At 60.3% G+C, this 26,376-nt stretch carries 28 protein-coding genes; 6 read left to right on the forward strand and 22 right to left on the reverse strand.

The features are described from left to right. Positions 1-4 precede the first annotated feature (4 nt). The 11 genes from WDB88_RS02440 to WDB88_RS02490 all read right to left on the reverse strand — a co-directional run bounded on the left by WDB88_RS02440 (position 5) and on the right by WDB88_RS02490 (position 10,597). Positions 5-1,159 carry a peptidoglycan DD-metalloendopeptidase family protein gene (locus tag WDB88_RS02440; protein WP_339108620.1) on the reverse strand — a complete coding sequence of 385 codons (1,155 nt, stop codon included), beginning with the start codon at positions 1,157-1,159 and terminating at the stop codon, positions 5-7. After that, on the reverse strand, positions 1,159-2,691 hold the full coding sequence (gene gpmI / locus WDB88_RS02445) for a 2,3-bisphosphoglycerate-independent phosphoglycerate mutase (RefSeq protein ID WP_339108621.1): 1,533 nt from the start codon (positions 2,689-2,691) through the stop codon (positions 1,159-1,161). The genes WDB88_RS02440 and gpmI overlap by 1 nt, the downstream gene beginning before the upstream one ends. 88 nt (positions 2,692-2,779) lie before the next feature. Further along, a complete protein-coding gene (locus WDB88_RS02450; protein ID WP_339108622.1) occupies positions 2,780-3,505 on the reverse strand; it encodes a hypothetical protein in 726 nt (241 codons plus the stop codon). An 8-nt stretch (positions 3,506-3,513) separates the two neighbouring features. After that, the gene (gene rlmH, locus WDB88_RS02455; protein ID WP_339108623.1) at positions 3,514-3,981 is read right to left on the reverse strand and encodes a 23S rRNA (pseudouridine(1915)-N(3))-methyltransferase RlmH; all 468 of its coding nucleotides are present in this window, start codon (positions 3,979-3,981) and stop codon (positions 3,514-3,516) included. 16 nt (positions 3,982-3,997) lie between these two features. After that, a complete protein-coding gene (gene rsfS, locus WDB88_RS02460) occupies positions 3,998-4,363 on the reverse strand; it encodes a ribosome silencing factor (protein ID WP_339108624.1) in 366 nt (121 codons plus the stop codon). A gap of 161 nt (positions 4,364-4,524) precedes the next feature. Beyond that, positions 4,525-4,776, reverse strand: a complete 252-nt coding sequence (locus tag WDB88_RS02465) for a DUF6525 family protein (protein WP_339108625.1) — start codon at positions 4,774-4,776, stop codon at positions 4,525-4,527. Positions 4,777-4,882: 106 nt separating this feature from the next. Then, a complete protein-coding gene (locus WDB88_RS02470) occupies positions 4,883-6,970 on the reverse strand; it encodes a methyl-accepting chemotaxis protein (RefSeq protein WP_339108626.1) in 2,088 nt (695 codons plus the stop codon). A 187-nt stretch (positions 6,971-7,157) separates the two neighbouring features. Next, a complete protein-coding gene (locus WDB88_RS02475; RefSeq protein WP_339108627.1) occupies positions 7,158-8,402 on the reverse strand; it encodes a saccharopine dehydrogenase family protein in 1,245 nt (414 codons plus the stop codon). Positions 8,403-8,451: 49 nt separating this feature from the next. Continuing rightward, positions 8,452-9,549, reverse strand: a complete 1,098-nt coding sequence (gene nspC / locus WDB88_RS02480) for a carboxynorspermidine decarboxylase (RefSeq protein WP_339108628.1) — start codon at positions 9,547-9,549, stop codon at positions 8,452-8,454. Positions 9,550-9,636: 87 nt separating this feature from the next. Further along, positions 9,637-10,341 (reverse strand): hypothetical protein, encoded by a 705-nt coding sequence (locus WDB88_RS02485; RefSeq protein WP_339108629.1) that lies wholly within the window; start codon positions 10,339-10,341, stop codon positions 9,637-9,639. Then, complete coding sequence (locus WDB88_RS02490; protein ID WP_339108630.1) at positions 10,313-10,597, reverse strand: hypothetical protein; 285 nt, start codon at positions 10,595-10,597, stop codon at positions 10,313-10,315. Before WDB88_RS02490 ends, WDB88_RS02485 begins: the two co-directional genes overlap by 29 nt. 208 nt (positions 10,598-10,805) lie before the next feature. Here WDB88_RS02490 and WDB88_RS02495 point away from each other — a divergent pair, with 208 nt between their 5' ends. From WDB88_RS02495 to WDB88_RS02505, 3 genes are all read left to right on the forward strand, one after another. Next, on the forward strand, positions 10,806-11,276 hold the full coding sequence (locus WDB88_RS02495; protein WP_339108631.1) for a hypothetical protein: 471 nt from the start codon (positions 10,806-10,808) through the stop codon (positions 11,274-11,276). Between the two features lie 88 nt (positions 11,277-11,364). Next, entirely contained in the window at positions 11,365-11,997 is a 633-nt protein-coding gene (locus WDB88_RS02500) for a ribonuclease HII (protein WP_339108632.1), read from the forward strand. Between the two features lie 170 nt (positions 11,998-12,167). After that, positions 12,168-13,283 (forward strand): site-specific DNA-methyltransferase, encoded by a 1,116-nt coding sequence (locus WDB88_RS02505; protein ID WP_339108633.1) that lies wholly within the window; start codon positions 12,168-12,170, stop codon positions 13,281-13,283. 138 nt (positions 13,284-13,421) lie between these two features. Here WDB88_RS02505 and WDB88_RS02510 read toward each other — a convergent pair whose 3' ends face one another. Genes WDB88_RS02510 through WDB88_RS02520 form a run of 3 tightly spaced genes read right to left on the reverse strand, consistent with a single transcriptional unit; the run spans position 13,422 to position 14,966 of the window. Beyond that, positions 13,422-13,877 (reverse strand): MarR family winged helix-turn-helix transcriptional regulator, encoded by a 456-nt coding sequence (locus tag WDB88_RS02510; protein ID WP_339108634.1) that lies wholly within the window; start codon positions 13,875-13,877, stop codon positions 13,422-13,424. Positions 13,878-13,889: 12 nt separating this feature from the next. After that, positions 13,890-14,147: a glutaredoxin 3 gene (grxC, locus tag WDB88_RS02515; protein WP_339108635.1), complete on the reverse strand. Its 258-nt coding sequence runs from the start codon at positions 14,145-14,147 to the stop codon at positions 13,890-13,892. A gap of 36 nt (positions 14,148-14,183) precedes the next feature. Next, the gene (locus WDB88_RS02520; RefSeq protein WP_339108636.1) at positions 14,184-14,966 is read right to left on the reverse strand and encodes a ComF family protein; all 783 of its coding nucleotides are present in this window, start codon (positions 14,964-14,966) and stop codon (positions 14,184-14,186) included. Between WDB88_RS02520 and WDB88_RS02525 the strand changes: the two genes are divergently transcribed. After that, the gene (locus tag WDB88_RS02525) at positions 14,965-15,798 is read left to right on the forward strand and encodes a methyltransferase domain-containing protein (protein WP_339108637.1); all 834 of its coding nucleotides are present in this window, start codon (positions 14,965-14,967) and stop codon (positions 15,796-15,798) included. The genes WDB88_RS02520 and WDB88_RS02525 overlap by 2 nt on opposite strands. Here WDB88_RS02525 and WDB88_RS02530 read toward each other — a convergent pair. Both WDB88_RS02530 and otsB read right to left on the reverse strand, forming a co-directional pair. Then, positions 15,795-17,210 carry a trehalose-6-phosphate synthase gene (locus WDB88_RS02530; RefSeq protein ID WP_339108638.1) on the reverse strand — a complete coding sequence of 472 codons (1,416 nt, stop codon included), beginning with the start codon at positions 17,208-17,210 and terminating at the stop codon, positions 15,795-15,797. The genes WDB88_RS02525 and WDB88_RS02530 overlap by 4 nt on opposite strands. Further along, the gene (otsB, locus tag WDB88_RS02535; protein ID WP_339108639.1) at positions 17,143-17,874 is read right to left on the reverse strand and encodes a trehalose-phosphatase; all 732 of its coding nucleotides are present in this window, start codon (positions 17,872-17,874) and stop codon (positions 17,143-17,145) included. Before otsB ends, WDB88_RS02530 begins: the two co-directional genes overlap by 68 nt. 146 nt (positions 17,875-18,020) lie before the next feature. On the opposite strand from otsB, the gene hemH reads away from it, so the two are divergent. After that, positions 18,021-19,079, forward strand: coding sequence for a ferrochelatase (gene hemH, locus WDB88_RS02540; protein ID WP_339108640.1), 1,059 nt, complete (start codon positions 18,021-18,023; stop codon positions 19,077-19,079). Between the two features lie 132 nt (positions 19,080-19,211). Continuing rightward, on the forward strand, positions 19,212-19,721 hold the full coding sequence (locus WDB88_RS02545; RefSeq protein WP_339108641.1) for a CAP domain-containing protein: 510 nt from the start codon (positions 19,212-19,214) through the stop codon (positions 19,719-19,721). A 104-nt stretch (positions 19,722-19,825) separates the two neighbouring features. Here WDB88_RS02545 and WDB88_RS02550 read toward each other — a convergent pair whose 3' ends face one another. The 6 genes from WDB88_RS02550 to WDB88_RS02575 all read right to left on the reverse strand — a co-directional run bounded on the left by WDB88_RS02550 (position 19,826) and on the right by WDB88_RS02575 (position 26,364). Further along, positions 19,826-20,326: a L,D-transpeptidase family protein gene (locus WDB88_RS02550; RefSeq protein ID WP_339108642.1), complete on the reverse strand. Its 501-nt coding sequence runs from the start codon at positions 20,324-20,326 to the stop codon at positions 19,826-19,828. Positions 20,327-20,405: 79 nt separating this feature from the next. Beyond that, the gene (locus WDB88_RS02555) at positions 20,406-21,638 is read right to left on the reverse strand and encodes a class I SAM-dependent RNA methyltransferase (RefSeq protein ID WP_339108643.1); all 1,233 of its coding nucleotides are present in this window, start codon (positions 21,636-21,638) and stop codon (positions 20,406-20,408) included. A 64-nt stretch (positions 21,639-21,702) separates the two neighbouring features. Continuing rightward, on the reverse strand, positions 21,703-23,538 hold the full coding sequence (locus tag WDB88_RS02560) for an ABC transporter ATP-binding protein (protein ID WP_339108644.1): 1,836 nt from the start codon (positions 23,536-23,538) through the stop codon (positions 21,703-21,705). Between the two features lie 69 nt (positions 23,539-23,607). After that, complete coding sequence (locus WDB88_RS02565; RefSeq protein ID WP_339108645.1) at positions 23,608-24,753, reverse strand: CCA tRNA nucleotidyltransferase; 1,146 nt, start codon at positions 24,751-24,753, stop codon at positions 23,608-23,610. Continuing rightward, positions 24,750-25,349, reverse strand: a complete 600-nt coding sequence (locus WDB88_RS02570) for a CoA pyrophosphatase (protein WP_339108646.1) — start codon at positions 25,347-25,349, stop codon at positions 24,750-24,752. Before WDB88_RS02570 ends, WDB88_RS02565 begins: the two co-directional genes overlap by 4 nt. Then, a complete protein-coding gene (locus tag WDB88_RS02575) occupies positions 25,342-26,364 on the reverse strand; it encodes an Hsp33 family molecular chaperone HslO (RefSeq protein WP_339108647.1) in 1,023 nt (340 codons plus the stop codon). Before WDB88_RS02575 ends, WDB88_RS02570 begins: the two co-directional genes overlap by 8 nt. Positions 26,365-26,376 lie beyond the last annotated feature (12 nt).

A 26,376-nucleotide genomic window follows, 5' to 3' on the forward strand; every position in this document is an offset into this window, starting at 1 on the left:
CCTATTATTTCGAGCCGTGAGCAAACCAATCAGCAGGATTGATCGGCTCGTCGCCCTTGCGTAATTCCATATAAAGCGTTTCCGTTCGGTCGGCGCTACTACCTTTGACGGCGCTGTCGACAAATTCGACACCGAATTCACGGGCGCTTGGTTCTTTGCCACCCATCATGCCCAATGCACCGCCTTGCGGCACAACGTCACCCGTTTCTCCATACACGGTTCCCAGCCCTGCCAGAACCAAAAGATATCCGTCCGATGGTTCGATCACCATCACATTTCCGTAGTCCAGAAGCGGGCCGAGATAACGAATAGTTGCAGGCCAGGGGGCGGTTACCAAGGCCGAAGGGGCAGTGGCGATCACCCAGCCGGGGCGGCGAATACCGGCGGCATCGGCCTCATTATACTTGCGTAACACACTGCCGATCACCGGCAGGGGCAGTTTTCCCTTGGCAGACTGGAAGTCATTGACCGGCGCGCCGATATCGCTGTCCAGATCCAGAATGCCGCTGGCAAAGGCTTCCAGCGTATCGGCGCTTTGCACGAGCTGCTGAAGATCCTGTGGCGTTTCCAGATAACGTCCGGGCAGCGCCTCGCGCTTGGCAATGGCTTCGGCAAGCTGGGTGCGCGCGCGCTGGACAGATTCCATGCCCTTGGCCAGAACGTCGATTGCGCCTTGCTGGATGTCGCGCATCTGTTTGATCTCGTCGAGCTTGACCGAAAGCTCCTTGGCTTGCGCTTGCAGGGCAGGGGTCACCGATCCGAGGATCATGCCGGAGCGGGCCGTGCCGACCGGACCCGCAGGATGCATCAGCAGCATCGGGCCGTCGGATTGCTGCATGGACGACATCACCCCCAGCAGCCTGCCGATTTCATCACGTTTGCCATCGAAGCTCTGTTTGATTTCCGCTTCGCGAATGGCAAGGCGCCGCAATCCGTCGCGCAGCGCACTCAGCCCGTGCTCGTAGGCGTTGATCGTGGCAGTCAGGCTTTCGATCCGTTCGGATTTGGTCTTCGCATCATCCATGGCGGCAATGGCACCGCGCAGATTTTGCGCGGCTTGCAAAGCATTATCCATTGCCGGATTACCTGCGGCAAAGATCGCACCGGACATCAGGCCATAAAACAGGGCCGAACCAAGAAACCGAAAGCCGAACCGCATCAGAGATCGATCAGGCTCTGGCCCGTCATTTCTTCCGGCACGGGCAGGCCCATCAGCCCCAGAAGCGTCGGGGCCAGATCGGCAAGACGGCCCGTATGCAACTTGGCATCAGCCGGCCCGCCCACCAGTGCGACAGGCACCAGATTGGTGGTATGCGCGGTATGCGGACCACCGGTTTCGGGGTCGATCATGGTTTCACAGTTGCCGTGATCGGCGGTGATGACCATCGCGCCGCCAACCTTTTCCAAAGCCTCGCGCACGCGGCCGATATCGCGGTCGATCTCTTCACAGGCGGCCATCGCGGCTTCCAGCGATCCGGTATGGCCTACCATATCGCCGTTGGCATAATTCACCACGATCAGGTCGTAGCCTGCCTCGATCGCTTCGACGAATTTATCGGTCACTTCGGGGGCGGACATTTCGGGCTGCAGATCATAGGTCGCCACTTTCGGCGATTTCGGCATGAAACGGTCCTCGCCCTCCCACGGCTCTTCCTTGCCACCATTCAGGAAGAAGGTCACATGCGGGTATTTCTCGGTTTCGGCAAGGTGGAACTGGCTCTTGCCCTGTTTCGAGACCCATTCGCCCAGCGTATTGACGATTTTCTTTTTGGGGTAGGCGGTTGTCATATAGGCGTTATGGCTGTCGGAATATTCGACCATGCCCAGCAGAGCCGCCCATTCGGGGCGGGCAGATGTATCGATACCGTCTTCGGCAAAATCGGGGTCAGCCAGGGCCTTGAGGATTTCGCGCGCACGGTCAGCGCGGAAGTTGAGGCAGAAGAAACCGTCGCCCGATTGCGTGCCCTTGTAATCGCCGATGACGGTGGGCGCGATAAATTCATCCATCTTGCCCGCGTCATAGCTTTGCTTGACGGCTGCCTGAGGCGTTTCGGCATGCGACACATCCCCTGCGGCTTTGGTGATCGCGTCATAGGCGCGCCCGACACGTTCCCAACGGTTGTCGCGGTCCATTGCCCAATAACGCCCGATCACGGTACCCACACGCGCCCCTTCCGGCAGACGGTCCATCAGTTCGTCGATAAAGCGCGCCGCACTGTCGGGGGCCACATCGCGCCCGTCAGTGATTGCATGCAGCACAACCGGAACACCGGCCTCGGCCAGCGCGCGGCATCCCGCCAGAACATGTTCGATATGACCATGCACGCCGCCATCCGACACCACCCCGAACAGATGGGCGGTTCCGCCGGATTGCTTCATCTTCTCGGTAAAGGCCAGCAGCGCCTCGTTCTTGAAAAACGACCCGTCCTCGATGGCCAGATCGATCTGGCCCAGATCCATCGCTACCACGCGGCCCGCACCGATATTGGTGTGGCCCACTTCCGAATTGCCCATCTGTCCCGTCGGCAGCCCGACATCGGGGCCGAAGGTGATCAGCGTTGATTTCGGACATTCGGCCCAGATCCGGTCGATATTGGGGGTTTTGGCAAGGGCAGGGGCGTTGCCGACCGTCTCGGCGCGTTCGCCCCAACCGTCAAGAATACAAAGAACAACGGGCTTAGGATGGGTCATGGCGGCCTCTTTCAAATCAGCAGGTTCTGCATAAGCGTTCCTCAGCCATGCGGCAAGTTTCTCGGACAGGTTCTCCGAAATTCGGCGATCAAGCGGCGGTGAACAGAATTCGGGCCGCCTTTGGCTCGGAACAAGGGATTTCAGTTAAAAATGCGGCATTGAACAGGGTTTCCAACGCCTCATCCGGTTCATCGGCGTAAGAGCGGCGCAGATCAAGAACCACGGCCCCGCCCATACGCAACGTTTTTTGGAAGATCGGCAGATAGGTCGGGATCGGGTAGTGAAACCCGCAGGATAATGTGGAGATGACCAGATCGGCATGCAGCCCGTCAATCTGCTCCGGCGTCTTGCGCGGGTTGATCCGGCGCACCCGCTTGGCGCCGTTTTGACGCAAAAGCTCTGCCGCTTCGGCCAGCGAGGCATATCCCGCCCCTGTCTCCGCCCAGAAATGGTATTGTTCCGGCGTCTCCTCGATATCGATCAGTAGGAAGGCCGGATCGTGATCGACCAGCAGGAAAAGATCCCCCAAAGCCTGACCGCATCCGATATCGATCACCGATTTCGGCTCTATCTGGGCTTTGGCAAGGGCTGCGGCCAGATGCTGGTGATCGGCATGCAATTCACCAAGGACGGAGTCGAATATGGCGCGACGATGCGTTTCTGCGTCCTGCATCAGCGGGGTAGGGTCTCCGTTACTCCATGCTTTCTGGGCCGATCTCGAAATATGGCGCGTGCGTTGATAGCCCAGCAGAGCGATCCCGCGCGGTGACAGGGCCTCATCCGAAAACATCTGGAACTCAGAGGCTTGCATCATCTGCCCTGTTAGACGCGGTGATAGGGGGTACCGGCCAGAATTTGTCCGGCGCGATAGATCTGTTCGGCCAGCATGACGCGCACCAACATATGCGGCCAGACCATTTTCCCGAAGCTGATCGAGAAATCTGCGCGCTGGCGCAGGGAAGGGTCGATACCGTCCGCGCCACCGATGATAAAGCACACATCCCGCGCCTGATCGCGCCAGCCACCCAGTTTTTCCGCGAAATCGGGCGAGGAAATAACCTGCCCGCGTTCGTCAAGCGTAACGATCGCGGCCCCTTCGGGGATCGCGCGTTCAAGCAGCTTGGCTTCTTCCGCCATTCCCAGATTGCGTTTGTCTTCGACTTCAACGACCGAAGCGGACCCCAGCCCAAGGCTACGGCCCGCTTTGTTGAAACGGTCGAGATAGTCGGTGATCAGCGTCAACTCTGGGCTTTTGCGCAGCCTGCCTACCGCCAGAACGGTTACTTTCATCTTGCGGCTATCCGGATCAGATGGGGTCGCCCGTCGGCACCCACATTTTTTCCAGTTGGTAGAATTCGCGCACTTCCGGACGGAACACATGAACGATGACATCATTCGCGTCGACCAAAACCCAATCGCCGGCTTCTTTGCCCTCGATTTTGCAGATGATACCGAATTCGTCTTTCAGCCGCTCTGCAAGTTTCTCGGCAATGGCGGCCACCTGACGGCTGGAGCGGCCAGAGCAAATCACCATATGATCCGAGATCGACGACCGGCCGGCCAGATTGATCGTAACGATTTCTTCGGCCTTGTCGTCATCAAGCGAGCTGAGGACGCGTTCTAGAATTTGGTCGCTTTTCAAATTGGTACTTGCCACGATATTAGCAGTCATAGGCACCACCATTGCACCGGAATTGACCGCTGCGAGTTCAGGATGAGACAGGACATAGTCCTCCGAGAGTTGCACGCCGTCCAAGCCCCGACGCTGGGCATGAGGTCAAAATAACATCCGGCGCAGGAAATCTCAACTTTGGCTGGAGGAAATTCGACGCGTCATGTGAAGCGGGCCGCACGATCGCGTTCAAGTGCCCGTTTTTCTGCGCGGTCCAGACGGGTAATAATCTGGGAAAGGCCTTCTCCGCGCGCTTGTGCGCGTGACCAGATCTTGTGGCACGAGCGGGCAGACCAAGGCAGGGCGGCTTGCGCGACCCACCGCCTGAGCGGCGCAGGCAGCGCATCGTAATTTTGCATCGTATTGGTTTTCAAAGGGCGCTTCAGGCGCGTCGAGCCCAGATTTCCCACCATGTCTGCTCCGGCTATATGTAATAATATATCATTACATATAGCCGGAGCGATTTTCAAGCCGCCTGAAAAGCCGCCCTTGCAGAGCGGCTTTCAATGGGGCGAAACCTCAGAAGTCTTCCCAGTCATCGTTGATATCAGGACCATTGGCCTGTTTCTTGATAACAGGCTGTGGTGCCGGTTTGACGGCGGTCTTCATAGGGGCTGCCGGTTTTGCGTTAGACGGGACAGGCTTTGGCGTTGAAGCGGCGCTCCACGATCCCGACCGGTTTTCCGACGTTTTGGAGACGGGCTGACAGAGTTTGAATTGCGCGGTGGAGCTTCGCAGATCACTTGCGGCAAGTGTCAGTTGCTTGCTGGCCATCAGCGTGTCCTGGAAAAGTGCCGTATTTTGCTGGCTATTGGCATCCAGATGCGCGACCGAATTGTTGATCTCGGACACACCGGCAGATTGTTCGGTGGCCGAACGGGCAATATCCGAAACATGGTGCGAAATGCGCGATACCGATGCGGCGATCCGTTGCAAGGCGCTGCCTGCTTCGTTGACCATTGTTGCGCCCTTGGACACGTGGTCCCCGCTTTCCGAAATCAAAGTGTTGATTTCCCGAGCGGCTTCCGATGACCGTTGCGCCAATGCGCGCACTTCCGAAGCCACCACAGCAAAACCGCGACCGGCCTCCCCTGCGCGGGCAGCTTCTACCCCGGCATTGAGTGCCAGAAGATTGGTCTGGAAGGCGATATCGTCAATCACATCGATGATCCGCGAGATCCGGCCAGAGCTGTCCTGAATTTGCTGCATCGCATCCACGGCTTGCGAAACAACATCTCCGCTACGTTCGGCCTCGCCACGGGCTTCCTGCACGACCTTGTCGGCCTCTGTCGCGCCTTGAGCGGCTTGCTGGACGGAAGAGGTCAGTTCTTGCAGGGCTGCGGCTGTTTCTTCCAGAGTCGCCGCGGTGGTTTCTGTCTTGCGGGCGACATCTTCGGACGAGGCCGTGATATCAAGCCCCTGCTGTTCGATCACCTCGGCAGTCTGGCTGATTGTCCCGATGAGACTTTCCAGCTTGGTGACCGTACGATTGAAGTCATTGCGCAGTGTTTCATACTCTGCCGGAAATGCTGTTTCCAGCCGGCGGGTCAGATCGCCCTCTGCCAGAGCGTTCAGAGCAATGGCCAGTTCGGAAACCACCTTACGCTGTTTGTCGGCATTGGCTTCCCGTTCGGCATCGCTTTGGGCGCGCATAAGGTCACGCTCGGCCTGATCGGCGGCGCTGCGCTCCATCTCGCGGCGTTCGGCGGCAAGGGCCTCTGTTTCGCGATGGCGACGCTCTTCCTCGGCCTGGGCCTTCAGGGCCTCCTGCTCCGCCTTATGGCGGCTGGCTTCCTGTTCCATTTCTGCGCCACGACGGATCGACATCTGGAAGGTCTCGACCGCCCGCGCCATTTCCCCGATTTCGTCTTTTTGCCCCGTGAAAGGAACGGCACTGTCCACATCACCATCCGACAGACGCCCCATACGCAGCTTCAGATCGTGGATCGGAGCGGTTACAGAACGGGCGATCAGCCAGCAGACCAGTCCGACAAGGATGAAACCGGCAATGAAGATGGCTGCGGCAATATTGCGGATCTGGGCGATCTGGGCCTGAATATCTTCGATATAGGAGCCGGTAGCGATGACCCAGCCCCAGGGTTCGAAGGCGCGGGCATAGCTGATTTTCGGAATCTGTTCGTCTGCGCCATCATCTCCGGTGCGTTTCGAACTGTAATGCAACAGCCCGCCGCCTGCTGTGGCAAGATCGCGCAGATCGCGATAGACATAAATACCGTTTGGATCGGTGAACTGGCTCTGGTCCTGACCGGCGCGCTGGGGATCACGGCCATGCGCGACAAGTTTCATATCATTCGTAAAAGCAAAAAGATAATTGCCGTCATCATAGCGGGCGGCGTTCAGAATCCGCGCGCCTTCCGCTTTGGCCCCATCAAGCGTGCGTCGGCCCTTGGCAACGTCTTCTTGCAGGGCGACAAGCTGGCTGACATTGCTATCGACAACATCGCGAAGATGGGCCTCGCGCATCTCATATGTATTTCTGACCATAAAGCTGAACATGGTGACCGCAATGGCCAGGCTGGTCAGAACGGAAAATACGATAATCGAATAAATCCGCGTGGAAATCCGCAGATTCGAGACAAACTTCATGACAACACTCCTGATATCACCAGAAGAGGTTGTAAACGAAACTCGTGAATCCTTTCTTGCCAGCCGCCTTTTCACGCGCGCGCCGGACAGGAAAACATATATTTCCAGAGTGTTTTTTCGATCTTCGCGCAAAGAAAAACCCGCCAAGGTTGCGGCGGGTTTTCTGTATCATCTCATGACTGTAGACTCAGGCATTCCATGCCTTGTCTTCGCCACCAATGCCGCCAATCTGCACGCGGGTCGGCAGACCGATCTTGTCGAGGATGGTGAAGAAGGGCTTGGGATCCAGCTCTTCGACGTTCTTCATCGTCTTGGCATCCCATTCGCCCGAGGCCACCAGCATGGCAGCCGCCACCGGCGGCACACCTGCCGTATAGGAGATGCCCTGCGAGCCGACTTCCTCATAGGCCTCTTTGTGGTCGGCCACGTTATAGACGAACAGCTCGACATCCTTGCCGTCTTTCGTGCCCTTCACCAGATCACCGATACAGGTCTTGCCGGTATAATCAGGTGCCAGCGAAGACGGATCGGGCAGCACGGCCTTCACGACCTTCAGCGGCACCACTTCCTGACCTTCGGCGGTTTTCACCGGCTGCTCGGACAAGAGGCCCAGCGATTTCAGCACCGTGAAAACGTTGATATAATGGTCACCGAAGCCCATCCAGAAACGCACATCGGCCTGCGGATAGTTGGTTGCCAGCGAATGCACCTCGTCATGGCCCGACTGATAGGCCTTGGAGGGGCCCACCACCGGAAGATCCCATGTCTTGCCCGAGGCAAACATCGAGGTTTCCTTCCATTTCTGGTCTTCCCAGTAATAGACGGTGCCGGTGAATTCGCGGAAGTTGATCTCGGGGTCGAAGTTCGTCGCGAAATAGCGGCCATGCGAGCCCGCGTTGATATCGACGATATCGATCGACTTCACTTCGTCCATCTGGTCGATGGCGAAACGCGCATAGGCATTCACCACGCCCGGATCGAAGCCCGCGCCCAGAATGGCGGTGATGCCCTTCTCGGTGCAGGTATCGCGGCGCTTCCACTCGTAATTGGCATACCACGGCGGCGTCTCGCAGATCTTCTCGGGCTCTTCATGGATCGCGGTGTCGATATAGGCGGCGCCGGTCTCGATGCAGGCGTCCAGCACATACATATTCACGAAGGCAGAGCCTACATTGATGACGATCTGCGCATCCACCTTGCGGATCAGATCAGTCACGGCCGCCGTGTCGCGCGCATTGACTTCATGCGTGTCGAACGTGCCGTCGACTTTCATCGCCTTCTTCTCGTGAACACTGGCAACGATGGCATCGCATTTCGACTTCGTGCGCGACGCGATATGCAGCGCCCCGAACACATCGTTGTTTTGCGCGCATTTATGCGCCACGACCTGCGCCACGCCACCGGCACCGATGATGAGCACGTTCTTTTTCACTTCGGCTGTCTCCTTTTTCTCTTGGACAGGGGAAGGGGGCTTTTAACCCTCAGGACAACGAAGACCGGTAGTCTTCGTAGGTGAATTCGCGGACCGGCGTGATGGTGCCGTCCTTCTCGCGGATGGCAATGGCGGGCATGGCCACACCGTTGAACCAGTTCTTCTTGACCATCGTATAGCCTGCCGCATCGGCAATGCTGATACGGTCGCCAATTTCCAGCGGCGCGTCAAAACGGGCATCGCCAAAGATATCACCCGCAAGGCAGGTTTTGCCCGCAATCTGATATTCATGCGCGCCATTCTGCGGCAGTTTCGCCGTTTCGCGATAGATCAGCAGGTCCAGCATATGCGCCTCGATCGAGCTATCGACAATCGCGACCTTCTTGCCGTTATCGACGATATCCAGCACGGTGACCTCAAGGCTGGCGGTCTTGGTGATCGAGGCCTCGCCCGGTTCCAGATAGACCTGCACGCCGAGGCTTTGGGAAAACGCCTTCAGACGGGCGGCCAGTTTTTCAAGCGGGTAGCCCTCGCCGGTGAAATGGATACCGCCGCCAAGGCTGACCCAATCGAGCTTTTTCAGGAAAGACCCGAATTCGGTCTCGATCCGCGTCAACTGGCTGTCGAACAGGTCGAAATCGCCATTCTCGCAGTTGTAATGGATCATCACGCCGGAAATCCGGTCAAGCGCGCTTTCCAGACGCTCCAGATCCCATTCGCCCAAGCGCGAGAATTGCCGCGCGGGGTCTGCCAGATCAAACCCCGAGGTCGAGAACCGCGGGTTCAGCCGCAGACCGGACTGGATGCCTTTGGCCTGCGCCTTGGCGGCGAAACGGTCGAGCTGGCTGAGCGAGTTGAAGATGATCTTATCGGCATAGGAAATCGCCTCGTCGATCTCGTGATCGGCCCAAGCCACGGAATAGGCATGGGTTTCCTTGCCGAATTTCTCATGCCCCAGATGCAACTCGTAAAGCGAGGAAGACGTCGTGCCATCCATATAGTCGCGCATCGTGTCAAACACCGACCAAGTGGCAAAGCATTTCAGCGCCAAAAGCGCCTTGGCGCCCGATAGCTCCCGCAGGCGCGCGACCTTTTCCATATTCTGGACCAGCTTTGCGCGATCAAGCAGATAGAATGGCGTTTGCATAGGGCATCTCCGGATATCGGGGCATTCGTTTGGCCATATAGGGCCGATATACCCCGCCCGCAAGCGAAGCCTTTATGACGGAAGGCTTCAGTCCACCTTCAGGCGCGACGGTTCAACCGCCAGCGTATAGCCCTTGCGGGCAATGTTGCGCACCAGCAGCTCGGCCACAAGCTGGTTGCCCAGACTGTCGCGCAGCCGCTTGATACGAGTGGCGCCTGCGGCTTCCTCACAATCGGCCTCGGGTTTGCCGCTGATCATCGCCTCGATCTGGATGCCGGTCAGAATGTCATCATCCAGCCGCGCCTCGGCCAGAACGGCCAGAGTCTCAATCGCGGCAGGGGTCAGGGTAAAGCCCATGTCATTCAGCATCACCATATTCTCGGCCCGCAGGATGCGCAGGGATTGCACCTCGATGCCCTGACGGCTGATCTCGGCCATACGTTTGTTCTGCGCGATGATCATGATCAGGAAGACCAGCGCCACCACCAGAAGCGCCGTGGCAAAGACCAGTAGGATGAAGATGATCATCCGGTAGCTTTGCAGCACCTCGGAAAAGGCCGTGCCCGATTGCGCCAGCACCTCCAGAAGGCGCAGCTGGGTGGGCTGGGTCAGCGCGTCATTGGCGACAAAGATCTGCTCGACCCGCGTGTTGAAGGCATCCGCATCCGGCAGCGCCAGAAACAGCAGCGCCGCCGCCAGCCCCAGAATGGTGGTGATGGCCACCACGCCCCAGATCAGCGCCCGCTGCCCTGTCCGTAGCCCCTCAGTAACGGAGGAAATAGCTTCCCGCACTTTGCTTCCTTTTTTCCAGCCCGTCGTCCCCGAATACGGAAACGATATTGAGTAGCGTCCAGCCGCCGCGTTTCAGGCGCGGTGCCAGCGCAGCCCGCGCCGCATCACGGCTGCAGGCAGTGTCGGGGAGTTTCGCAACCCCGTAATGCAGCCGCAAGGGATCGTCCTGCTTGGCCTTGTAATCGGCATAACAGTCCGCATGCGCAGGGGCTGCAAGGGCACATATAAGTGCGAGGATGATGGCAACAGGTTTCATAGGCCGGATTTTGCGCAAGAGCGCTTTGCCATTCAATAGCAAAGGCTTTTTAGGCGGATGTTATCCGATGACACGCTGTTGATCCGCATGGTTCTGCCGATGATATCCAATGACAACGCGGCGATATTGCCTGTCTGGCGGGAGACAGCGCATCAGGGGCTATCCGCTTCGCAACTGTGCCGGAGCCTGTTCTATCAGGAGTTAGACCATGTCCCTCTCGACCCGCGTTATTGCCGCAACGACGGCCCTTGCGCTGAGCCTTGCCGCCGTTTCCCCCGCCGCCGCGATGGATTCCGACCAGAAGAAAGCGCTCGGTGTCCTGATCGGGATCGGCGCAGCCGCTGTGCTGATCGACAATATGAATGACAAGAGCAGCAAACGAGACAGCCAGCCCAGACCGCCCGCCTATAGCTGGGATGACCGCGGCGATTCCCGTTGGAATGAAAGCCGTCATGACAGGCGGTATGATCGCGCGCCAAGCTATGCGCAATCTTGTGCCATGAAGGTGCGCACCAATCGCGGTCTGGCCGAGGTTGTCGATAGACGCTGCGCGGAACGCACGGCAGACCGCCGACTGCCCCAGAGCTGCCTGATCGACATCCATAGGGGCGGGCGCACGCAGACCGTTTACGGCCAGAACTGCCTTGCGGATCGCGGAGTCCGCATGCGCCGCCACTAGGCACAGCCTCCGCTGCGGCTTGTCGGGCGTGACAGATCGTCGGGCATTGCAGATTGTCGGGGACCGGTGGGATGTGCAAAAACAGCATATGAACACAAAAACTTCCCCCGATTATTCCTTCGAGGCCGCGGCGCATGCCCGCGGCTTTGTCTCTGTGGCTGGTGTCGACGAGGTCGGACGCGGGCCGCTTTGTGGCCCCGTAACGGCGGCGGCGGTCATTCTGGACCCCGCCCATATCCCCGAGGGGCTCAATGATTCCAAAAAACTCAGCGCCAAACGCCGCGCCGAGTTGGTCGAGGCGATCAAGGCACATGCTATATGGTGTGTGGCCCATGCCAGCGTCGAGGAAATCGACGCGCTCAATATCTACCACGCCTCGCATCTTGCGATGGTGCGCGCCGTGGAGGGGCTGTCGCAACAGGCCGACCACGCGCTTGTTGACGGGAATCGCGTGCCGAAAGATCTCCGGATCAGCGCGGAACCGATCGTCAAAGGTGACGGGCGCTCGGTGTCGATTGCGGCGGCCTCGATCCTTGCCAAAGAGGAACGCGATGCGCTGATGGTGTCGCTGGCGCAACAGTATCCACAGTATGGCTGGGAGCAGAACGCAGGTTACCCTACGGCGCAACATCTTGCCGCCCTTCAGGAATTTGGTGTGACCCCAGTACATCGGAAAAGCTTCAAGCCCGTCCACAATATCTTGTGCCAAGTCAAAATATAGCCCTCTGGTGCAATTAAAGAAATTGACGCTTCGGGCCGGTTCCGCCATGTTTATCCACACAAGATCGGCAAAAATGTCGGCACGTATAGAGCAGTAAAATCAGTCAAATCAGACCGATGCAATTCGGCGGTAACCTGTCTTCCACGGGACAGGAAAGGCATGAGGCAAGTATGACAAAAGCGAAATCGCGGGCGGCGCAGGCCGATCTCCCGCTCAATCAGATCTTGGCAGGCGACTGCATCGCACAGATGAACGCCCTTCCGGAAAACAGCGTAGATCTGATTTTTGCAGACCCGCCTTACAATCTTCAGCTCAAGGGCGAGCTTCACCGCCCCGACAATTCCAAGGTCGATGCCGTCGATGACGCATGGGACCAGTTCGACAGTTTCGCCGCCTATGACGCGTTCACCCGCGACTGGCTGGCCGCCGCGCGCCGTATCCTCAAGCCCAACGGGGCGATCTGGGTGATCGGGTCGTATCACAACGTGTTCCGCATGGGCGCAGAGCTGCAGAACCAGGGCTTCTGGATCATGAATGATGTGGTCTGGCGCAAATCGAACCCGATGCCCAATTTCCGCGGCAAGCGCTTCACCAATGCGCATGAGACCCTGATCTGGGCCTCGAAATCCGAAAATGCCAAGCCGACCTTCAATTACGAGGCGCTCAAGGCGCTGAATGAAGGCGTGCAGATGCGCTCGGATTGGGTGATCCCGATCTGCACCGGCGGCGAACGTCTGAAGGACGATATGGGCAATAAAGCCCATCCGACCCAGAAGCCCGAAGCCCTTCTGCACCGTGTGATCATCGCCACGACCAATCCGGGGGATGTGATCCTTGACCCGTTCTTCGGCACCGGCACCACGGGCGCTGTCGCCAAGATGCTGGGCCGCAACTATATCGGGATCGAGCGCGAGGAAGCCTACCGCGAGGCCGCGACCAAACGTCTGGCCCGTACCCGCAAGCTGGATGCCGAGGTGCTGGAAGTCACCACCTCGAAACGCGCCGAACCCCGTGTGCCTTTCGGTCAGCTGGTCGAGCGCGGCATGTTGCGTCCGGGCGAGGAACTGGTGAGCCAGGGCAACCGCTACACTGCCAAGGTCCGTGCCGATGGCACGCTGATCGGCAAGGATATCAAAGGCTCGATCCATCAGGTGGGCGCACAGCTTGAAGGCGCGCCTTCGTGCAATGGCTGGACCTATTGGCATTACAAGCGCGATGGCAAACTGGTGCCGATCGACGCGCTGCGCCAGCAGATCCGTGATGAGATGGGTGGCCGGATCAACTGATCCACGGCAAGCTACGGAATAAGACCCCTTGGCCTTCCGGCCTCGGGGCCATGACCGCCAGCGCCCATGTTTACTGCCACAGGGCGCTACCTTGCCCCGCCGACTGCCGGCGGGGTCTTTTTGACTCGATTGATGGTGTTATTTGCCGTTCTGCCCGACAGCTTCCAACTTGGCGCGCAATTCGCGCATGACGGGCAGCGCCTGACGCACTTTTTCCGGCCCGATGTCGCGCACGATATCGGTGATCACCGGCATCAGCGCCGCAAAGGCGGCGTCGCGGGCGGATTTCCCTGCCGGGCTGATCGACACGAATTTGCGCCGCGCATCATCCCAGTCGGGACGGATATGCACATGCCCCGCCCAGACGAGTTTGGACAGGGTATTGGTCATCGCGCCACGCGTCACATGGAAGGTCGCCGCAAGCTGGGCCGGTGTGCGCTCTTCCGACAGATAGGCCAGATGGTTGAGCACCGAGAAATGCGACAGCTCCATGCCCTTGGGCAGCACACGGCTGACGACGTTGCGCGCCAGCTGGTCGGCCATGAAAACCTCGGAAAACAGGGCTGCCGCAAGAGGGTCGAATTGCTCGCTCACTGGCCTGTGCCCTTAACCGGCCAGCATCGGGTCAAGCTGACCCTTGGCATCCAGCGCATGCAGGTCGTCGCAGCCACCCACATGGATATCGCCGATGAAGATCTGCGGCACGGACCGTTTGCCACCCGCGCGATTGGTCATCGCCAGACGCAGGTCGGGATCGGCACCGACATCGGTTTCTTCATAAGCCACGCCTTTCTTGTCCAGAAGCCGCTTGGCGGCGATGCAATAGGGGCAGGTCCGGGTGGTGTAAATCTCGACGCGTTTCATATCGGTTCCTTTCGGGTCAGGGCGATTTACCGCGATCTAGGGATCTTTTGCAACGCGGGCAAGGCACAGGACATATATCTTGGGTGCATCTAAAGGTCGTACCGCATCATAGGCGGCGCGTAATGTGGCACCCGAGGTCATCACGTCATCAATCAGAACGATCTTGCGGCCTTTCGCCCGATCTGCCCGTTTCGGATGCAGGGCAAAGACGCCTGCCACATTCTCGGCGCGCTGTTTGCGGTCCAGTCCCTCTTGCGGCGGGGTCATCCTGATGCGCCGGAGCAGATCGACACAGAGTTCGCCGCCTGTCTCGCGGGCGAGAGCCTGCGCCAGAAGCGCGGCCTGATTGTATTTGCGCCTGATCAGCCGGAAGCGATGCAGCGGAACGGGCACCAGAAGACAGGTCTCGTCCAGAATATCCCGCCCCGCCTCGGCCATCCAGCGCCCGAAAGGACGGGCAAGTTCGGTGCGGTCGCCATGTTTGAAGCCCAGGATCATGGCGCGGGCGGTCCCGTCATAGCGCAGGGCGGCGCGCGCTTTGTCCCAAGGGGGCGGAGTGCGCAGGCAGGCGTCGCATTGTTCGATGCGGTCCGACTGGCCGGGGAGAGGGGCACCGCAGGTCTCGCAGGACAGCCCGCGAATGAACCCCGTTCGGGGCCAGCAGTCAGGGCACAGCACGCCTTCCTCTGAGACCGGTGCCTGACAGGCGATGCATAGCGGCGGGTAGATCAGACGCAGAGCCGCCCGTGCCTGACGGCGCAGCCCTGCAATCGCCTCTGGTCTTCGGGGCGCTTCGGAATTACTCTTCGGCCTTATCATGACGACACCTCCGCTTCTGACCGACCGCCCCGCCCTTGACCGCCAACGCCTGCGTGCGCGGGCGCGCGGGCTTGATGCGTTTTTGCAAGAAGAGGCGGTGGCCGATCTTCAGGAAAGGCTGATCGAGGTTAATAGAACCTTTACATCGCCCGCCCTGATTGCGGCTTTCCCCGAAATCTGGACCCCTGTGCTACCTGATGCCAAGATCGTGCCCGATGCCGAGGTGCTTGACCTTGAAGAGGGGGCGCATGATCTGGTGGTGCACGCCTTTGCGCTGCATTGGGCCAATGATCCGGTGGGGCAGATCGTGCAGGCGATGCGGGCGCTCAAACCTGACGGGCTGTTCATCGGCATCCTGTTCGGTGGCCAGACCCTGCATGAATTGCGCGCGGCACTGGCCGAAGCCGAAGCCGCGGTGACAGGTGGCCTCAGTCCGCGTGTCGTTCCGATGGGAGAGGTGCGCGATCTGGGGGCGCTCCTGCAGCGTGTCGGGCTGGCCCTGCCGGTGGCCGATAGTGTCACCCGCGACGTGGCCTATACCAATCCGATGCGGCTGTTTGCAGACCTGCGCGCGATGGGTGAAACCAATGCATTGGCCGGTCGCAGGCGGCACTTCACCCGCCGCGCGGTCCTGATGCGGGCGCTGGACATCTATCTTGCGCATTATGCCGATGCGGAAGGGCGTATCCATGCGACCTTCGAGACGATCTGGTTGACGGGATGGACGCCGCATGAAAGCCAGCAGCAGCCGCTACGTCCGGGATCGGCCCGCAGGCGGCTGGCCGATGCGCTCGGGACGTTCGAACTGCCGACCGGCGAGAAACCCGTCTAACCCAGCGCGGTCAGAAACCCTTTCGACCACCAGCTGACATCTTTGGTCAGAAGCACATCCATCAGGGCTTCGTGGTGGCGCCGGCGATCCTGCAGCGGCATGGCCAGTGCGGTCATGATGGCGGTGGCCATCTGCTCGATATCATGCGGATTGACGATCAGCGCATCATCCATCTGCTCGGCCGCACCGGCAAATTGCGACAGGATCAGAACGCCCGGATCCTCGGGGTTCTGGGCTGCCACGAATTCCTTGGCCACAAGGTTCATCCCGTCCATCAGCGGCGTGACCAGCGCGATCTGGGCCGCCCGATACAGCCCCGCCAGTGTTTCCCGTGGAACAGGACGGTTGATGAACCGGATCGGCGCCCACTGGATATCCGCGAACTGGCCGTTGACCTGCCCCGAGAGATGCTCGGTCTCTTCACGGATATTGTCATAGGCCTCCACCCCTTCGCGGGTGGGCGGGCTGATCTGGATCAGCGAGACATGGCGGTGCCATTCCTCATGGCGCGACAGGAACTCGCCAAAAGCCTTGAACCGTTGCGGCACGCCCTTGGTGTAATCAAGCCGGTCGACCCCGATGATCAGCCGCCGGTCCGGCTTGATTACCCCTGCGGGCAAGCGGTCGATCTGCTCTTCGGCCAGATGGCGGAATTCCTGCGCATCGATGGCAATCGGGAAGGCGGCAACACGGCATTGCCGCTCGCCAAGCTGTACGAAGCCGCCCGCAAGCTCCTGCGCGCCCGCGATCTCGGTCAGGCAGGCAATGGCGGCGCGGGCATCGCGTTCGGATTGCATGCCGACCACCTCGTAATTGGCCAGCCATTCGCAGACATCTTCGGCATTTGGCAGGGCATGCAGCGTGATCGGATTGGGAAAGGGCGTATGCAGGAAAAAGCCCATCCGGTTCTTCGCCCCCAACTGGCGCAGATACAGCGCCAGCGGGATCAGGTGATAATCATGCACCCAGATCCGGTCCTCGGGTTCGATCACCTCGATCAGCATCTTGGCAAAGCGGCGGTTCACTTCCTTATAGCTGTCGAGATATTCGGCATGGATCTCCAGCAGGTCTGTCCGTCCGTGAAACAGCGGCCAGAGCACCTGATTGGAAAAGCCGAAATAATAATTCTCCTGTTCGGCCTCGGTCAGGTCGAAGGCCATGCGGCGGAAGGGACCGTCGGTGATTTCATGCAAGGTGTTCTCGGGGGTGTCCACGATCTCCCCCGATGTGCCGATCCAGATCCCCCCTGTTTCCTTGATCGTGTCATGCAGTGCAACAACCAGACCGCCCGAGGGATTGGGACCGGAAGGGATGCGGTTCGAGATACAGATCAGCCGTCCCATCCTAGCGCGCCCCTCCCGCCCGTAGCCATTCCAGAACGGCGGCAGGGTCGGGCAGGCGCTGGCTTGCACAGCTTGCACCCTCACCGACCTTGATGCCGAAGCCGCCGTGGGTCTCGGCCCAGTCCAGCGCGGGTTCGTCGGTGGTGTCATCGCCGATATAAACCGGTCGACGGCCAAGAAAGGCGGGAAGGTCCGACAGAAGCTGAAGCGCGCCATCTTTGGAAAACCCTGCCGGACGCAGCTCATAGGCCATTTTCGCGGGCTGGACCTCGAAACGCGGATTGGTGATCGCCAGCCGGTCGATGAAGGCCCGCACTTCCGGCCCTGCATCGGGACGGTTGCGGAAATGGATCGCGGCCCCCATCGATTTGTGCTCGTAAAGCAGCCCGCGCGACGCGGCATAATCACGCATTTCGGTCTGGGCGGCCTCCAGCCCTTCGGGCAGGGTCTCCAGCGGGGGCGTCATGCCGCGCGCTTCCGACCCGTGCGAGCCGACCATGACGCCGTCGAAGCCTCGCAGGAAGCCTTCTAGCTCGTTGAGAGAACGGCCCGATACGATTGCAAGCGCCCCTCCCGTCGCCTCTTCCAGACGGCACAGCAAAAGCCCCAGATCCGCCGGAAGCACCACGGCATCCGGTGTGGGGGCTATATCGACCAATGTTCCATCGAAATCGAGAAAAAGAGCTGTGTCAGAGCAATCGAGCGGTGGCACTTTGGTGCGATATTCCATCATGTCCATACCTGAGACTAATTCCAAAATGCGGCCCATGTCAAAGCTGGCGGACCGCGTAGCCGCGGGTCATGAGAACTTTGGGCTTTGACACAGTTCCCGAACGCGTTATCTCCGGAAATGTTCCGAAACCGCGATAGGATCTTTCCATGCCGAAGCCAGCCAATCCGCGCTTGAGCCATGCGCCTGCCGACCACCCTGCGGTGCCTACGGCCAAGATCGGTGTCCTTGTGGCCAATCTGGGCACTCCGGATGGAACGGATTACTGGTCGATGCGCCGGTATCTGGGCGAATTTCTCTCGGACAAGCGCGTTATCGATATTCCGAACTGGAAATGGCAACCGCTTTTGCAGCTGATTATCCTGTCCAAGCGCCCCTTCACCTCGGGGGCGAATTACAAGACGATCTGGAATAACGAGGCCAATGAAAGCCCGTTAATGACGATCACCAAACAGCAGGTGGCCAAGCTGAAGCAATCGATGGCGGCGCTTTATGGCGACCGCGTCGAGGTGGATTTCTGTATGCGCTACGGCAATCCTTCGACCCGATCCGTGGTGGACCGGATGGTGAAGAACGGCTGCGAGAAGATCCTGTTCTTCCCGCTGTATCCGCATTACGCGGGGGCGACCTCGGCCACGGCCAATGATGCGTTTTTCAAGGCGCTGATGACCCAGAAACGGCAGCCTGCCGCGCGCGTCGTTCCGGAATATTTCGACCGCCCGAACTATATAGAGGCTCTGGCCCAATCGGTGCTGAACGCCTATCCAGACGGGGCACAGCCCGATGTGCTGGTCTGCTCCTATCATGGCATGCCCAAGCGGTATCTGATGGAAGGCGACCCCTATCACTGTCAGTGCCAGAAGACGACGCGCCTTCTGCGCGAGCGGCTGGGCTGGGACAAAGACCGCATCCACACCACCTTCCAGTCGGTTTTTGGCACCGAGGAATGGTTGCGCCCCTATACTGTCGAACATGTGGCCGAACTGGCCCGCGCGGGCAAAAAGCGTATCGCTGTCATTTCGCCCGCGTTTTCGGCCGATTGCATCGAGACCCTCGAAGAGATCAAGGGCGAGATCTGCGAGGCTTTCGAACATGCGGGTGGCGAAAGCTTTACCTATATCCCCTGTCTCAATGACGGTGATGCCCATATCGCGCTGCTGAGCGAGGTCATCGAGGAGAATTTGCAGGGCTGGATCCACCGCCTCTGAGCGGTCCGGCGGCAAAAACATGGCGTCAGTGTCGCAACCCGCAGGCATTTGATGTCCTCACGGAACTGTGGGTTTGAAGCAAAGCGCGGCTGCGTGTATCGCTGGCGGCCAGAGAATTCGACGGTGAACGGTATGAAAGCACTTCCTATCCTTGCGTTGCTGATGGCTCTCGGGGCCTGCGCGACCACTTCAAACGATGTGCAGCTGGCTCCCGATGGGAAGCCGATGCCGAAAGTCTATCGGATCACCAAAAAGGATGCCGAGGTGATCCCGAGCCGCGCGCTCGAGGCGGTCAACAGCCTGCGCGCCGCCCGTGGTACCGGCCCGATGCAGCTGAACACACAGCTGGCGATCGCTGCCACGGTGCATAGCAAGGACATGGCCAAGCAGAACCGGCCGTGGCATTGGGGCTCGGACGGGTCCTCGCCCCTGGATCGTGCAAAACGCGCGGGCTTCTATGGCGAAGTCGTGGGCGAGAATATCTCGGAGACCTATGAAACCGAGACCGAAACCCTTTCGGCTTGGATGAGCGATCCGGAGACCCGCGATGTGATCCTCAATCCGGCGGCCACCGAGATGGGCTTTGCCTGGTATCAGGAGCCGTCGGGCAAGATCTGGTGGACCATGTTGACCGGGCGCTGATGCGCCCGCCCTACACCCGCTATGCCTCGTAACATGGCTTGTCCGACATAGAAAAAGGCCCCGCAAGAGGGCCTTTTTTGATGCCTGCCGCGACGCGGGGCCGTTTAGGGGTAGATAAAGATCGGGGTGCCGGTCAGCACCATCGAATAGATTTCCTCGATCTGTTTATCATTCACGGCAATACAGCCTGCGGTCCAGTCCTTGCCGCGGCCCTTATTGGCCCCTGCCTGCCCGTGAATGAAGATATCTCCGCCCGGTTTGCGGCCCTGACTTTCAGCGAAGGAGATCTGCTGCGGGTTCGGATAGGACACGCGCAGAGACAGGTGATAGGCGGAATTGGGATTGCGCCAGTCGATGTAATAGACCCCTTCGGGGGTTTTGCCGTCACCTTCGAACTGCTTGGGACCAACCGGTTGGCCGCCCAGAGCAATGTCATAGGTCTTGACGATCTGGTCGCCCGAGAACAGATACATCTTGCGGTCTTTCTTGAAGACCTGAATCTGTGTCACCGGCGCGCCTTCGTAATTCTTGAACTTCGAACTGTCGCCACATGCCGACAGAAGGGCCATTGCGCCAAGGCCCGAAAGAAGCGTTCTGCGTTGCATTTTTTGCCTGTTTGATAGGTCTGCTCGATAGGCCTTCTAGCCGTTTTCTGCCTTTAGATCGAGTCTGCTTTAGACGTGGTTAACAACGGGTAAACAGCGCAGCGATTTCAATATGGGCAGACCAACGGAACTGGTCGACAGCGATAAGTTTCTCCAGGACAAATCCTGCTTCCAGCAAGGTCTTGGCATCGCGAGAGAAAGTGATCGGGTTGCAGGACACATGCAAGACACGTGTGGCATCCGAGCGGCAGATTTCGGCAATCTGGGACTCCGCGCCGGCGCGCGGCGGGTCGATCACGATTACGTCAAAACGGTCGAGCTCGTCGGGAAGCAGCGGGCGGCGGAAGAGATCGCGGGCTTCATGGGTCACACGATGCAGGCCCTGCGCCTTGCGCCAGCCTTGGTCGAGAGCCTCCAGCATGGGGGCTTCGGCCTCGACCGCATGGACATCGGTATATTGGGCCAGAGGCAGGGTGAAAGTGCCCGACCCCGAGAACAGATCGACCACTTTTGCGGCCTTGCCGAGGTTTTGCAGAACGAAATCGGTCAGCGCCGTTTCGCCCTCTTTCGTGGCCTGCAGGAAAGCGCCTGCGGGCGGGGCAACCTGTGCCCGTCCCATCGCCTGCCATGCGGGACGGATCGCGGCGATCATCTCGCCATTCCATGAGATCCGCGCCAGCCCGTTCTTATGGGCGATCTCGGAGAGCGTGGTGAAGAGATCTGCCGAAATCTCCTTGCCGCCGGTGCAGGCGATCTCGACGCCAGCCTCCGAGAGGGTCAGCGTCATCGACAGCTCGCCCTTGCGGCTGGCTCCGGCGATGGTCAGGGCTTCGGCCGTGGGCAGATGGGCCAGCAGCTCGGGGCGCAGCAGGGTGCAGCCGGTGATTTCGGTGATCGTGCCGGAGGCGCGGCCATGAAAGCCCACCTGCGCGCCCTTTTTGGTGCGGCGCCCCGAAAGCGTGGCGCGGCGGCGTGAATTGGCGGGAGAGGTGAAGACCTGTTCGACCTTGGCGTCGATATCACGCGCGGCCAGTGCCGTTTCGATCACGCTGGCTTTCCAGTCGGCCACGAATGCATCCGAGGCATGTTGCAGGCTGCAGCCCCCGCAGGCGCGATAATGCGGGCAAGGAGGCCGGACTCGGCTGGCGGAAGGGTTGACGATCTTCGGTTGCGCGATCCGGCCAGCAACGACCTCGCCGGTGATGTCTTCCTGTGGGAGGGTGAGCGGCGCGTGGATCGTGCCCTCTTCGCTGCGGATGACGCCATCGGCCTGAATGGAGAGGCGGTCGACGCTATAGATGTGATCGGTCATGATGGCTATCCGGCTGGCTTTGCTTGAGGGCAGGCTTTAGCAGCCCTTGGCCGCAAGGCAAAGCCTATTGCGCCGCCTCCACATCTTCCGCGTTGTCCTCGGCACCGATAAAGCCGCCCGACTGCCGGTTCCAGTAGCGGGCATAGAGGCCGTTCTGCGCCAGCAGTTCATCATGCGTGCCGTCTTCCGCAATATGGCCTTTCTCCATGACCACGATCCTGTCCATTTCGGCGATGGTGGACAGGCGGTGGGCGATGGCCAGTACGGTCTTGTCGGCCATCACATTGGTCAGCGCGTCCTGCACCTGCGCCTCGACCTCGGAATCCAGTGCCGAGGTGGCCTCGTCCAGCACCAGAATAGGCGCGTTTTTCAGGAAGGCGCGGGCGAGGGCGATACGCTGGCGTTGGCCGCCCGAGAGTTTCACCCCGCGTTCGCCCAGCATCGCATCATATCCTTTATTGCCCTTATGGTCTTCGAGATCGAGAATGAAATCATGCGCTTCGGCCGCGCGGGCGGCGTCGATGATCTCCTGTTCGGTGGCATCGGGGCGACCATAGAGGATGTTCTCGCGGGCGGAGCGGTTGAACATGGCTGTTTCCTGCGTGACCATAGCGATCTGACGGCGCAGGCTTTCCTGCGTGATCGTGCGGATATCGGTATTATCCAACCGAACGGCCCCTTTTTCGGTATCATACAACCGAAGAAGCAGGGCAACGAGGGTGGATTTCCCTGCGCCTGACGCCCCCACGATACCGACGCGCTGGCCTGCGGGAATAGCGAGAGAAATATCCTGCAATCCACCCTCGCTGCGCCCGTAACTGAAACTGACATGGTCAAAACATACTGCGCCCTGCGCGCGCCCTATGTCCTGTGCATCGGGGTGGTCGGTCAGGCCGTGGGTCGCGGCCAGCGTGTTCATCCCGTCTTCCGCCTCACCGATCGAGCCATAGATCTGCATCAGCGACATCGACACCCACCCCGACATCTGCGCGATCCGCATGGCGATGGCCCCTGCGGCGGCCACATCCCCCGCACTGGCCGCGCCCTGACGCCAGAGCAGAACCGTACCGCCAACCAAAACCACCGGCAGCAGGCCGGAGAGCGCCATCTGGGCGGTCCGGTAGCCGGTGGAGACCCGTCCGAAGGCGATCGCGCGTTCGCGGAAGCTTTCCATCGCGCCCAAGGCCTCGCGGTCCTCGTGTTCGGTATTGGCAAAAAGCTTCACCGTCTTGATATTGGTGATCGTATCCACCACCTGCCCCGACACCATAGCCCGTGCGGAGGCGCGCGCCTTCGACCGCCCGCGCACATGCGGCAGGAAGGTGCGGATCACCAGAACCATCGCGATCATCCATAGCAGCAGCGCCAGCGCCGCCCAACCGTCGATTGCGGCCAGCATGGCTGCCGAGCCGAGGATCGACGAGAGGGCGAACATGCCGGTCTCTATGCTGCCTTGTGCGACATCGGTCACCGCGCGGGCGGTCTGCATCTGCTTTTGGGCGATGCGACCGGCGAAATCGTTATCGAAGAAGGTCACCGACTGGCCCATCGTGTGGCGGTGCAGGCGTGACAAGACCTGAGGGAAGATATTCGGCTGTAACAATAGGTGGTTGGCGGCTGTTGACAGACCAAAGACCACAGGGCGGATCACCAGATAGAAGAGCACGAAACCGCCAAGGATCAGCGCGTGGTCGGACCAGATATCGCCCTGCGTCGTCGAGATCAGACTGTCGATCACGCGCCCCAGAAGCCATGCCGAGACCACTTCCATCGCGCCTGCTGCGGCGGATAGCAGGGCCGATACCGTGATCAGCCCCCATGCGCCCCTCAGGCACCAGAAGAGAAAGCGCCCGAGTGTGGTTGGTGGGGCGGATCTGGCCTTGCGGAAGGGGTTTATCATCAGCATGCTCCTTTTGCAGGTCAAGCTAGACCGTGCCGTGCGTCCGGCCAAGGGGGGCGGTGCGCAGGCTCAGCCTAGCAGATGCGCACGATCCAGCGTGAAGCCGCTGCCGATCCAGCGGATTTCCAGCTCGGCCAGCTTATCGCCCAACTCCTTGCCCTGTAAGGCGGGCAAAAGATCGCGGGCGGTGACCGGAAATGTCTGTGCGGCACCAAAGGCAATCTGCGCGGGCCAGTCGGGTGTCATCGGCATTTCCAGAAGTGCTGCGCGGACAAGCCATGCATCACACCCGTCCTCGCCCCCCAGACGATACCCCATTTCGGTGGGACTGCCGATGTCTTGCGCGGCCTCGCGCAGACGGGCCAGACGTTTTGCCTCGGCCCGTGAGAGGCGCAATGCGGCGGTGGCGGGCTGCGATGTCAGGCAGGCCAGACGTCGCAGCGGATCGGGGCCGCGCCCGTTTTCCAGATGGATCAGCACGGGCAGGGCTTTGGCATCCGCACCGGGCAGGAGGCGGGACAGGATGCCGGTTTGCGCCATCGAGGCAATGACGGGCGCAGGATCGGGCGCGGCCAGAAGCTTGCGCATTTCCGCGCCGATACGCTCGCGGGCGAGGCCGTCAATGCCCTCGGCCAAGGCGGCACAGGCGGCCAGACCTTCGGCATCCGGACCGTTTTCAGGCGCACCATACCATGCGGTGAAACGGAAGAAGCGCAGGATACGTAGATAGTCCTCGCGAATCCGGTCTTCCGCATGTCCGACAAACCGGAGATGACGCGCCTGCAGATCCGCCAGACCGCTGCCCAGCGGGTCGAGGACCTCGCCATCCGAGCGTGCGTAAAGGGCGTTCATCGTGAAATCGCGCCGCGCCGCATCTTCGGCAATATCCGTGGAAAAGGCAACCAGAGCGTGGCGGCCATCGGTCTCCTCGTCGCGGCGGAAGGTGGTGATTTCATGCGGGATATGGTCCGAGACCACTGTCACCGTGCCGTGTTCTATGCCCGTGGGAATGGGTTTCAGACCAGCGGCATTGGCGAGTGTAATCACGCTTTGTGGCGGGGCATCGGTGGCAATATCCAGATCGCTGACCGGTGCACCCAAGGCGGCATTGCGCACACAGCCACCGACAAAGAACGCCTGATGGCCGGCTGTTTCAAGCATCTGCATTACGGCCTGTGTGGCAGGGGCTGTCAGCCAGTCATCCGTTAGTTTCATGACGGGGTCAGCCTGTCTGCCAAAGAGCGCAGGATCCGCGCCGTAGCGCCCCAGATATAGTAGGGGCCATAGGGGGCGGCGTAATAGTGCCGCCACGTGCCACGCCAGCGCCGCCCCTCAAGGCGGAAATTCGCAGGATTAGCGATATGGTGCAGAGGCACGGTGAACACCTCCTCGACCTCGCCCGGTTCGGGGGCGGGGCGGAACGGCGTCGTGATCCGAGCCAGAACCGGAACCATCGAGAAGCTGGTGACGGTTTCATGCGGGTCAAGGTGGCCAAGGATCTGCACATTTTCCGAAGGCAGGCCGATTTCCTCGCGGGCTTCGCGTAGGGCGGCGGCCACAGGATCGCGGTCGCCCGCATCCACCTTACCGCCCGGAAAGGCAATCTGGCCCGGGTGGTGCTTCAGATGGGAGGCGCGTTTTGTCAGATAGAGCTGCGGCCCGAAGGGCGTGTCTTCGAACGCCACCAGCACAGCCGCAGGGCGCAGTACGCGCCCCGCAGGCAGGGAGATCCCCTCGTTCAGATCGTAATCCGAAGAGGGTCGCCCCGGTCGGGCCAGAGCGGCCTGTAACCGGGACGAAAGATCACTCATCCTTGGCCTCGACCGGGGTGCCATCGGGGTTTTTCGTGGCTTCAAACCCCAGCGTCTGCGGATCGAATTCGTAATGCGCGCCGCAGAACTGGCAATCGGCGGTGACGATGCCGTCTTCGGTGGTCATATGCGTGATGTCCTTGGCCGAATAGATCGACAGGCTGTTGCGCACCTTATCCGCCGAACAGGTGCAGCCGAATTCCACACGCTGCGGATCGAAGACGCGCGGTTGTTCCTCGTGAAACAATCGCACCAGAAGGTCGGTCGCATGGATGCGCGGGCCGATCAGCTCGATCTCTTCGACCGTGTCCAAGAGGATGTTGGCGCGGTTCCAGTTCTCGCCTTCTTCGCCGTCAAGGATGTCCTCGGCGGTCAGCAGCCCTTCGCTATCGGCACCACCCTCTTCGGGGGCGCGCAGCGGCGAGGCGGGCGGCATATGTTGCAGCATCACACCACCGGCGCGCCATGCCTCGGACTGGCCGGGCAGGGTGGCGCGGCCATAGGCAAGCTGGAAGCGGGTCGGCAACTGCTCGGACTGTGCGAAATAGGCCTGCGCACAGGCGGTCAGCGACCCGCCCGCCAGAGGCGTGATGCCCTGATAGGGGGTCGTGCCCTCGCCCTGATCCATCAGAACGGCAAAATAGCCTTTGCCGATCTGGGGGAAACCGTCGCCCGCCTCGTCAAGGCGGTCCCTGTCAAAGCTGGCCCAAGCGCGGATGCGGGCAGGTTCGCCCTCGGCGGCAGGTGCATAATAGTCGGTGGCGATGATGCGGATCGGGCCGTCGCCGCGTACCTGCAGCGACAGCTTCCAGCGCAGTTTGATGGTCTGGCCGATCATCGCGGTCAGCAAGGCGACCTCGGCCACCAGTGCCTCGACCACGGTGGGGTAGTCATGCTGTTTCAGGACTTCTTCCAGAACACCGTCCAGCCGTGCGACGCGGCCACGGATGTCCGAACGGTCGAGCTGGAAGGGCAGAACTGTATCGTCCCAGGCGATTTGGGATAGCGTACTCATATAGGTCCTCGA

Source organism: Thioclava sp. GXIMD4216, assembly GCF_037949285.1.
In the GTDB taxonomy this organism is placed as follows: domain Bacteria; phylum Pseudomonadota; class Alphaproteobacteria; order Rhodobacterales; family Rhodobacteraceae; genus Thioclava; species Thioclava litoralis.

What these genes read in the sequence shown, in the direction of transcription:
- WDB88_RS02575 (WP_339108647.1), bottom strand. Translation starts at nt 26,364, where the DNA reads ATGAGTACGCTATCCCAAATCGCCTGGGACGATACAGTTCTGCCCTTC.
- WDB88_RS02550 (WP_339108642.1), bottom strand. Translation starts at nt 20,326, where the DNA reads ATGCAACGCAGAACGCTTCTTTCGGGCCTTGGCGCAATGGCCCTTCTG.
- grxC (WP_339108635.1), bottom strand. Translation starts at nt 14,147, where the DNA reads ATGAAACGCGTCGAGATTTACACCACCCGGACCTGCCCCTATTGCATC.
- WDB88_RS02465 (WP_339108625.1), bottom strand. Translation starts at nt 4,776, where the DNA reads ATGGTGGGAAATCTGGGCTCGACGCGCCTGAAGCGCCCTTTGAAAACC.
- WDB88_RS02560 (WP_339108644.1), bottom strand. Translation starts at nt 23,538, where the DNA reads ATGATAAACCCCTTCCGCAAGGCCAGATCCGCCCCACCAACCACACTC.
- WDB88_RS02500 (WP_339108632.1), top strand. Translation starts at nt 11,365, where the DNA reads ATGAACACAAAAACTTCCCCCGATTATTCCTTCGAGGCCGCGGCGCAT.
- WDB88_RS02440 (WP_339108620.1), bottom strand. Translation starts at nt 1,159, where the DNA reads ATGCGGTTCGGCTTTCGGTTTCTTGGTTCGGCCCTGTTTTATGGCCTG.
- WDB88_RS02520 (WP_339108636.1), bottom strand. Translation starts at nt 14,966, where the DNA reads ATGATAAGGCCGAAGAGTAATTCCGAAGCGCCCCGAAGACCAGAGGCG.
- gpmI (WP_339108621.1), bottom strand. Translation starts at nt 2,691, where the DNA reads ATGACCCATCCTAAGCCCGTTGTTCTTTGTATTCTTGACGGTTGGGGC.
- rlmH (WP_339108623.1), bottom strand. Translation starts at nt 3,981, where the DNA reads ATGAAAGTAACCGTTCTGGCGGTAGGCAGGCTGCGCAAAAGCCCAGAG.
- WDB88_RS02545 (WP_339108641.1), top strand. Translation starts at nt 19,212, where the DNA reads ATGAAAGCACTTCCTATCCTTGCGTTGCTGATGGCTCTCGGGGCCTGC.
- rsfS (WP_339108624.1), bottom strand. Translation starts at nt 4,363, where the DNA reads ATGACTGCTAATATCGTGGCAAGTACCAATTTGAAAAGCGACCAAATT.
- hemH (WP_339108640.1), top strand. Translation starts at nt 18,021, where the DNA reads ATGCCGAAGCCAGCCAATCCGCGCTTGAGCCATGCGCCTGCCGACCAC.
- WDB88_RS02555 (WP_339108643.1), bottom strand. Translation starts at nt 21,638, where the DNA reads ATGACCGATCACATCTATAGCGTCGACCGCCTCTCCATTCAGGCCGAT.
- WDB88_RS02450 (WP_339108622.1), bottom strand. Translation starts at nt 3,505, where the DNA reads ATGATGCAAGCCTCTGAGTTCCAGATGTTTTCGGATGAGGCCCTGTCA.
- otsB (WP_339108639.1), bottom strand. Translation starts at nt 17,874, where the DNA reads ATGATGGAATATCGCACCAAAGTGCCACCGCTCGATTGCTCTGACACA.
- WDB88_RS02505 (WP_339108633.1), top strand. Translation starts at nt 12,168, where the DNA reads ATGACAAAAGCGAAATCGCGGGCGGCGCAGGCCGATCTCCCGCTCAAT.
- WDB88_RS02470 (WP_339108626.1), bottom strand. Translation starts at nt 6,970, where the DNA reads ATGAAGTTTGTCTCGAATCTGCGGATTTCCACGCGGATTTATTCGATT.
- nspC (WP_339108628.1), bottom strand. Translation starts at nt 9,549, where the DNA reads ATGCAAACGCCATTCTATCTGCTTGATCGCGCAAAGCTGGTCCAGAAT.
- WDB88_RS02565 (WP_339108645.1), bottom strand. Translation starts at nt 24,753, where the DNA reads ATGAAACTAACGGATGACTGGCTGACAGCCCCTGCCACACAGGCCGTA.
- WDB88_RS02495 (WP_339108631.1), top strand. Translation starts at nt 10,806, where the DNA reads ATGTCCCTCTCGACCCGCGTTATTGCCGCAACGACGGCCCTTGCGCTG.
- WDB88_RS02525 (WP_339108637.1), top strand. Translation starts at nt 14,965, where the DNA reads ATGACGACACCTCCGCTTCTGACCGACCGCCCCGCCCTTGACCGCCAA.
- WDB88_RS02490 (WP_339108630.1), bottom strand. Translation starts at nt 10,597, where the DNA reads ATGAAACCTGTTGCCATCATCCTCGCACTTATATGTGCCCTTGCAGCC.
- WDB88_RS02570 (WP_339108646.1), bottom strand. Translation starts at nt 25,349, where the DNA reads ATGAGTGATCTTTCGTCCCGGTTACAGGCCGCTCTGGCCCGACCGGGG.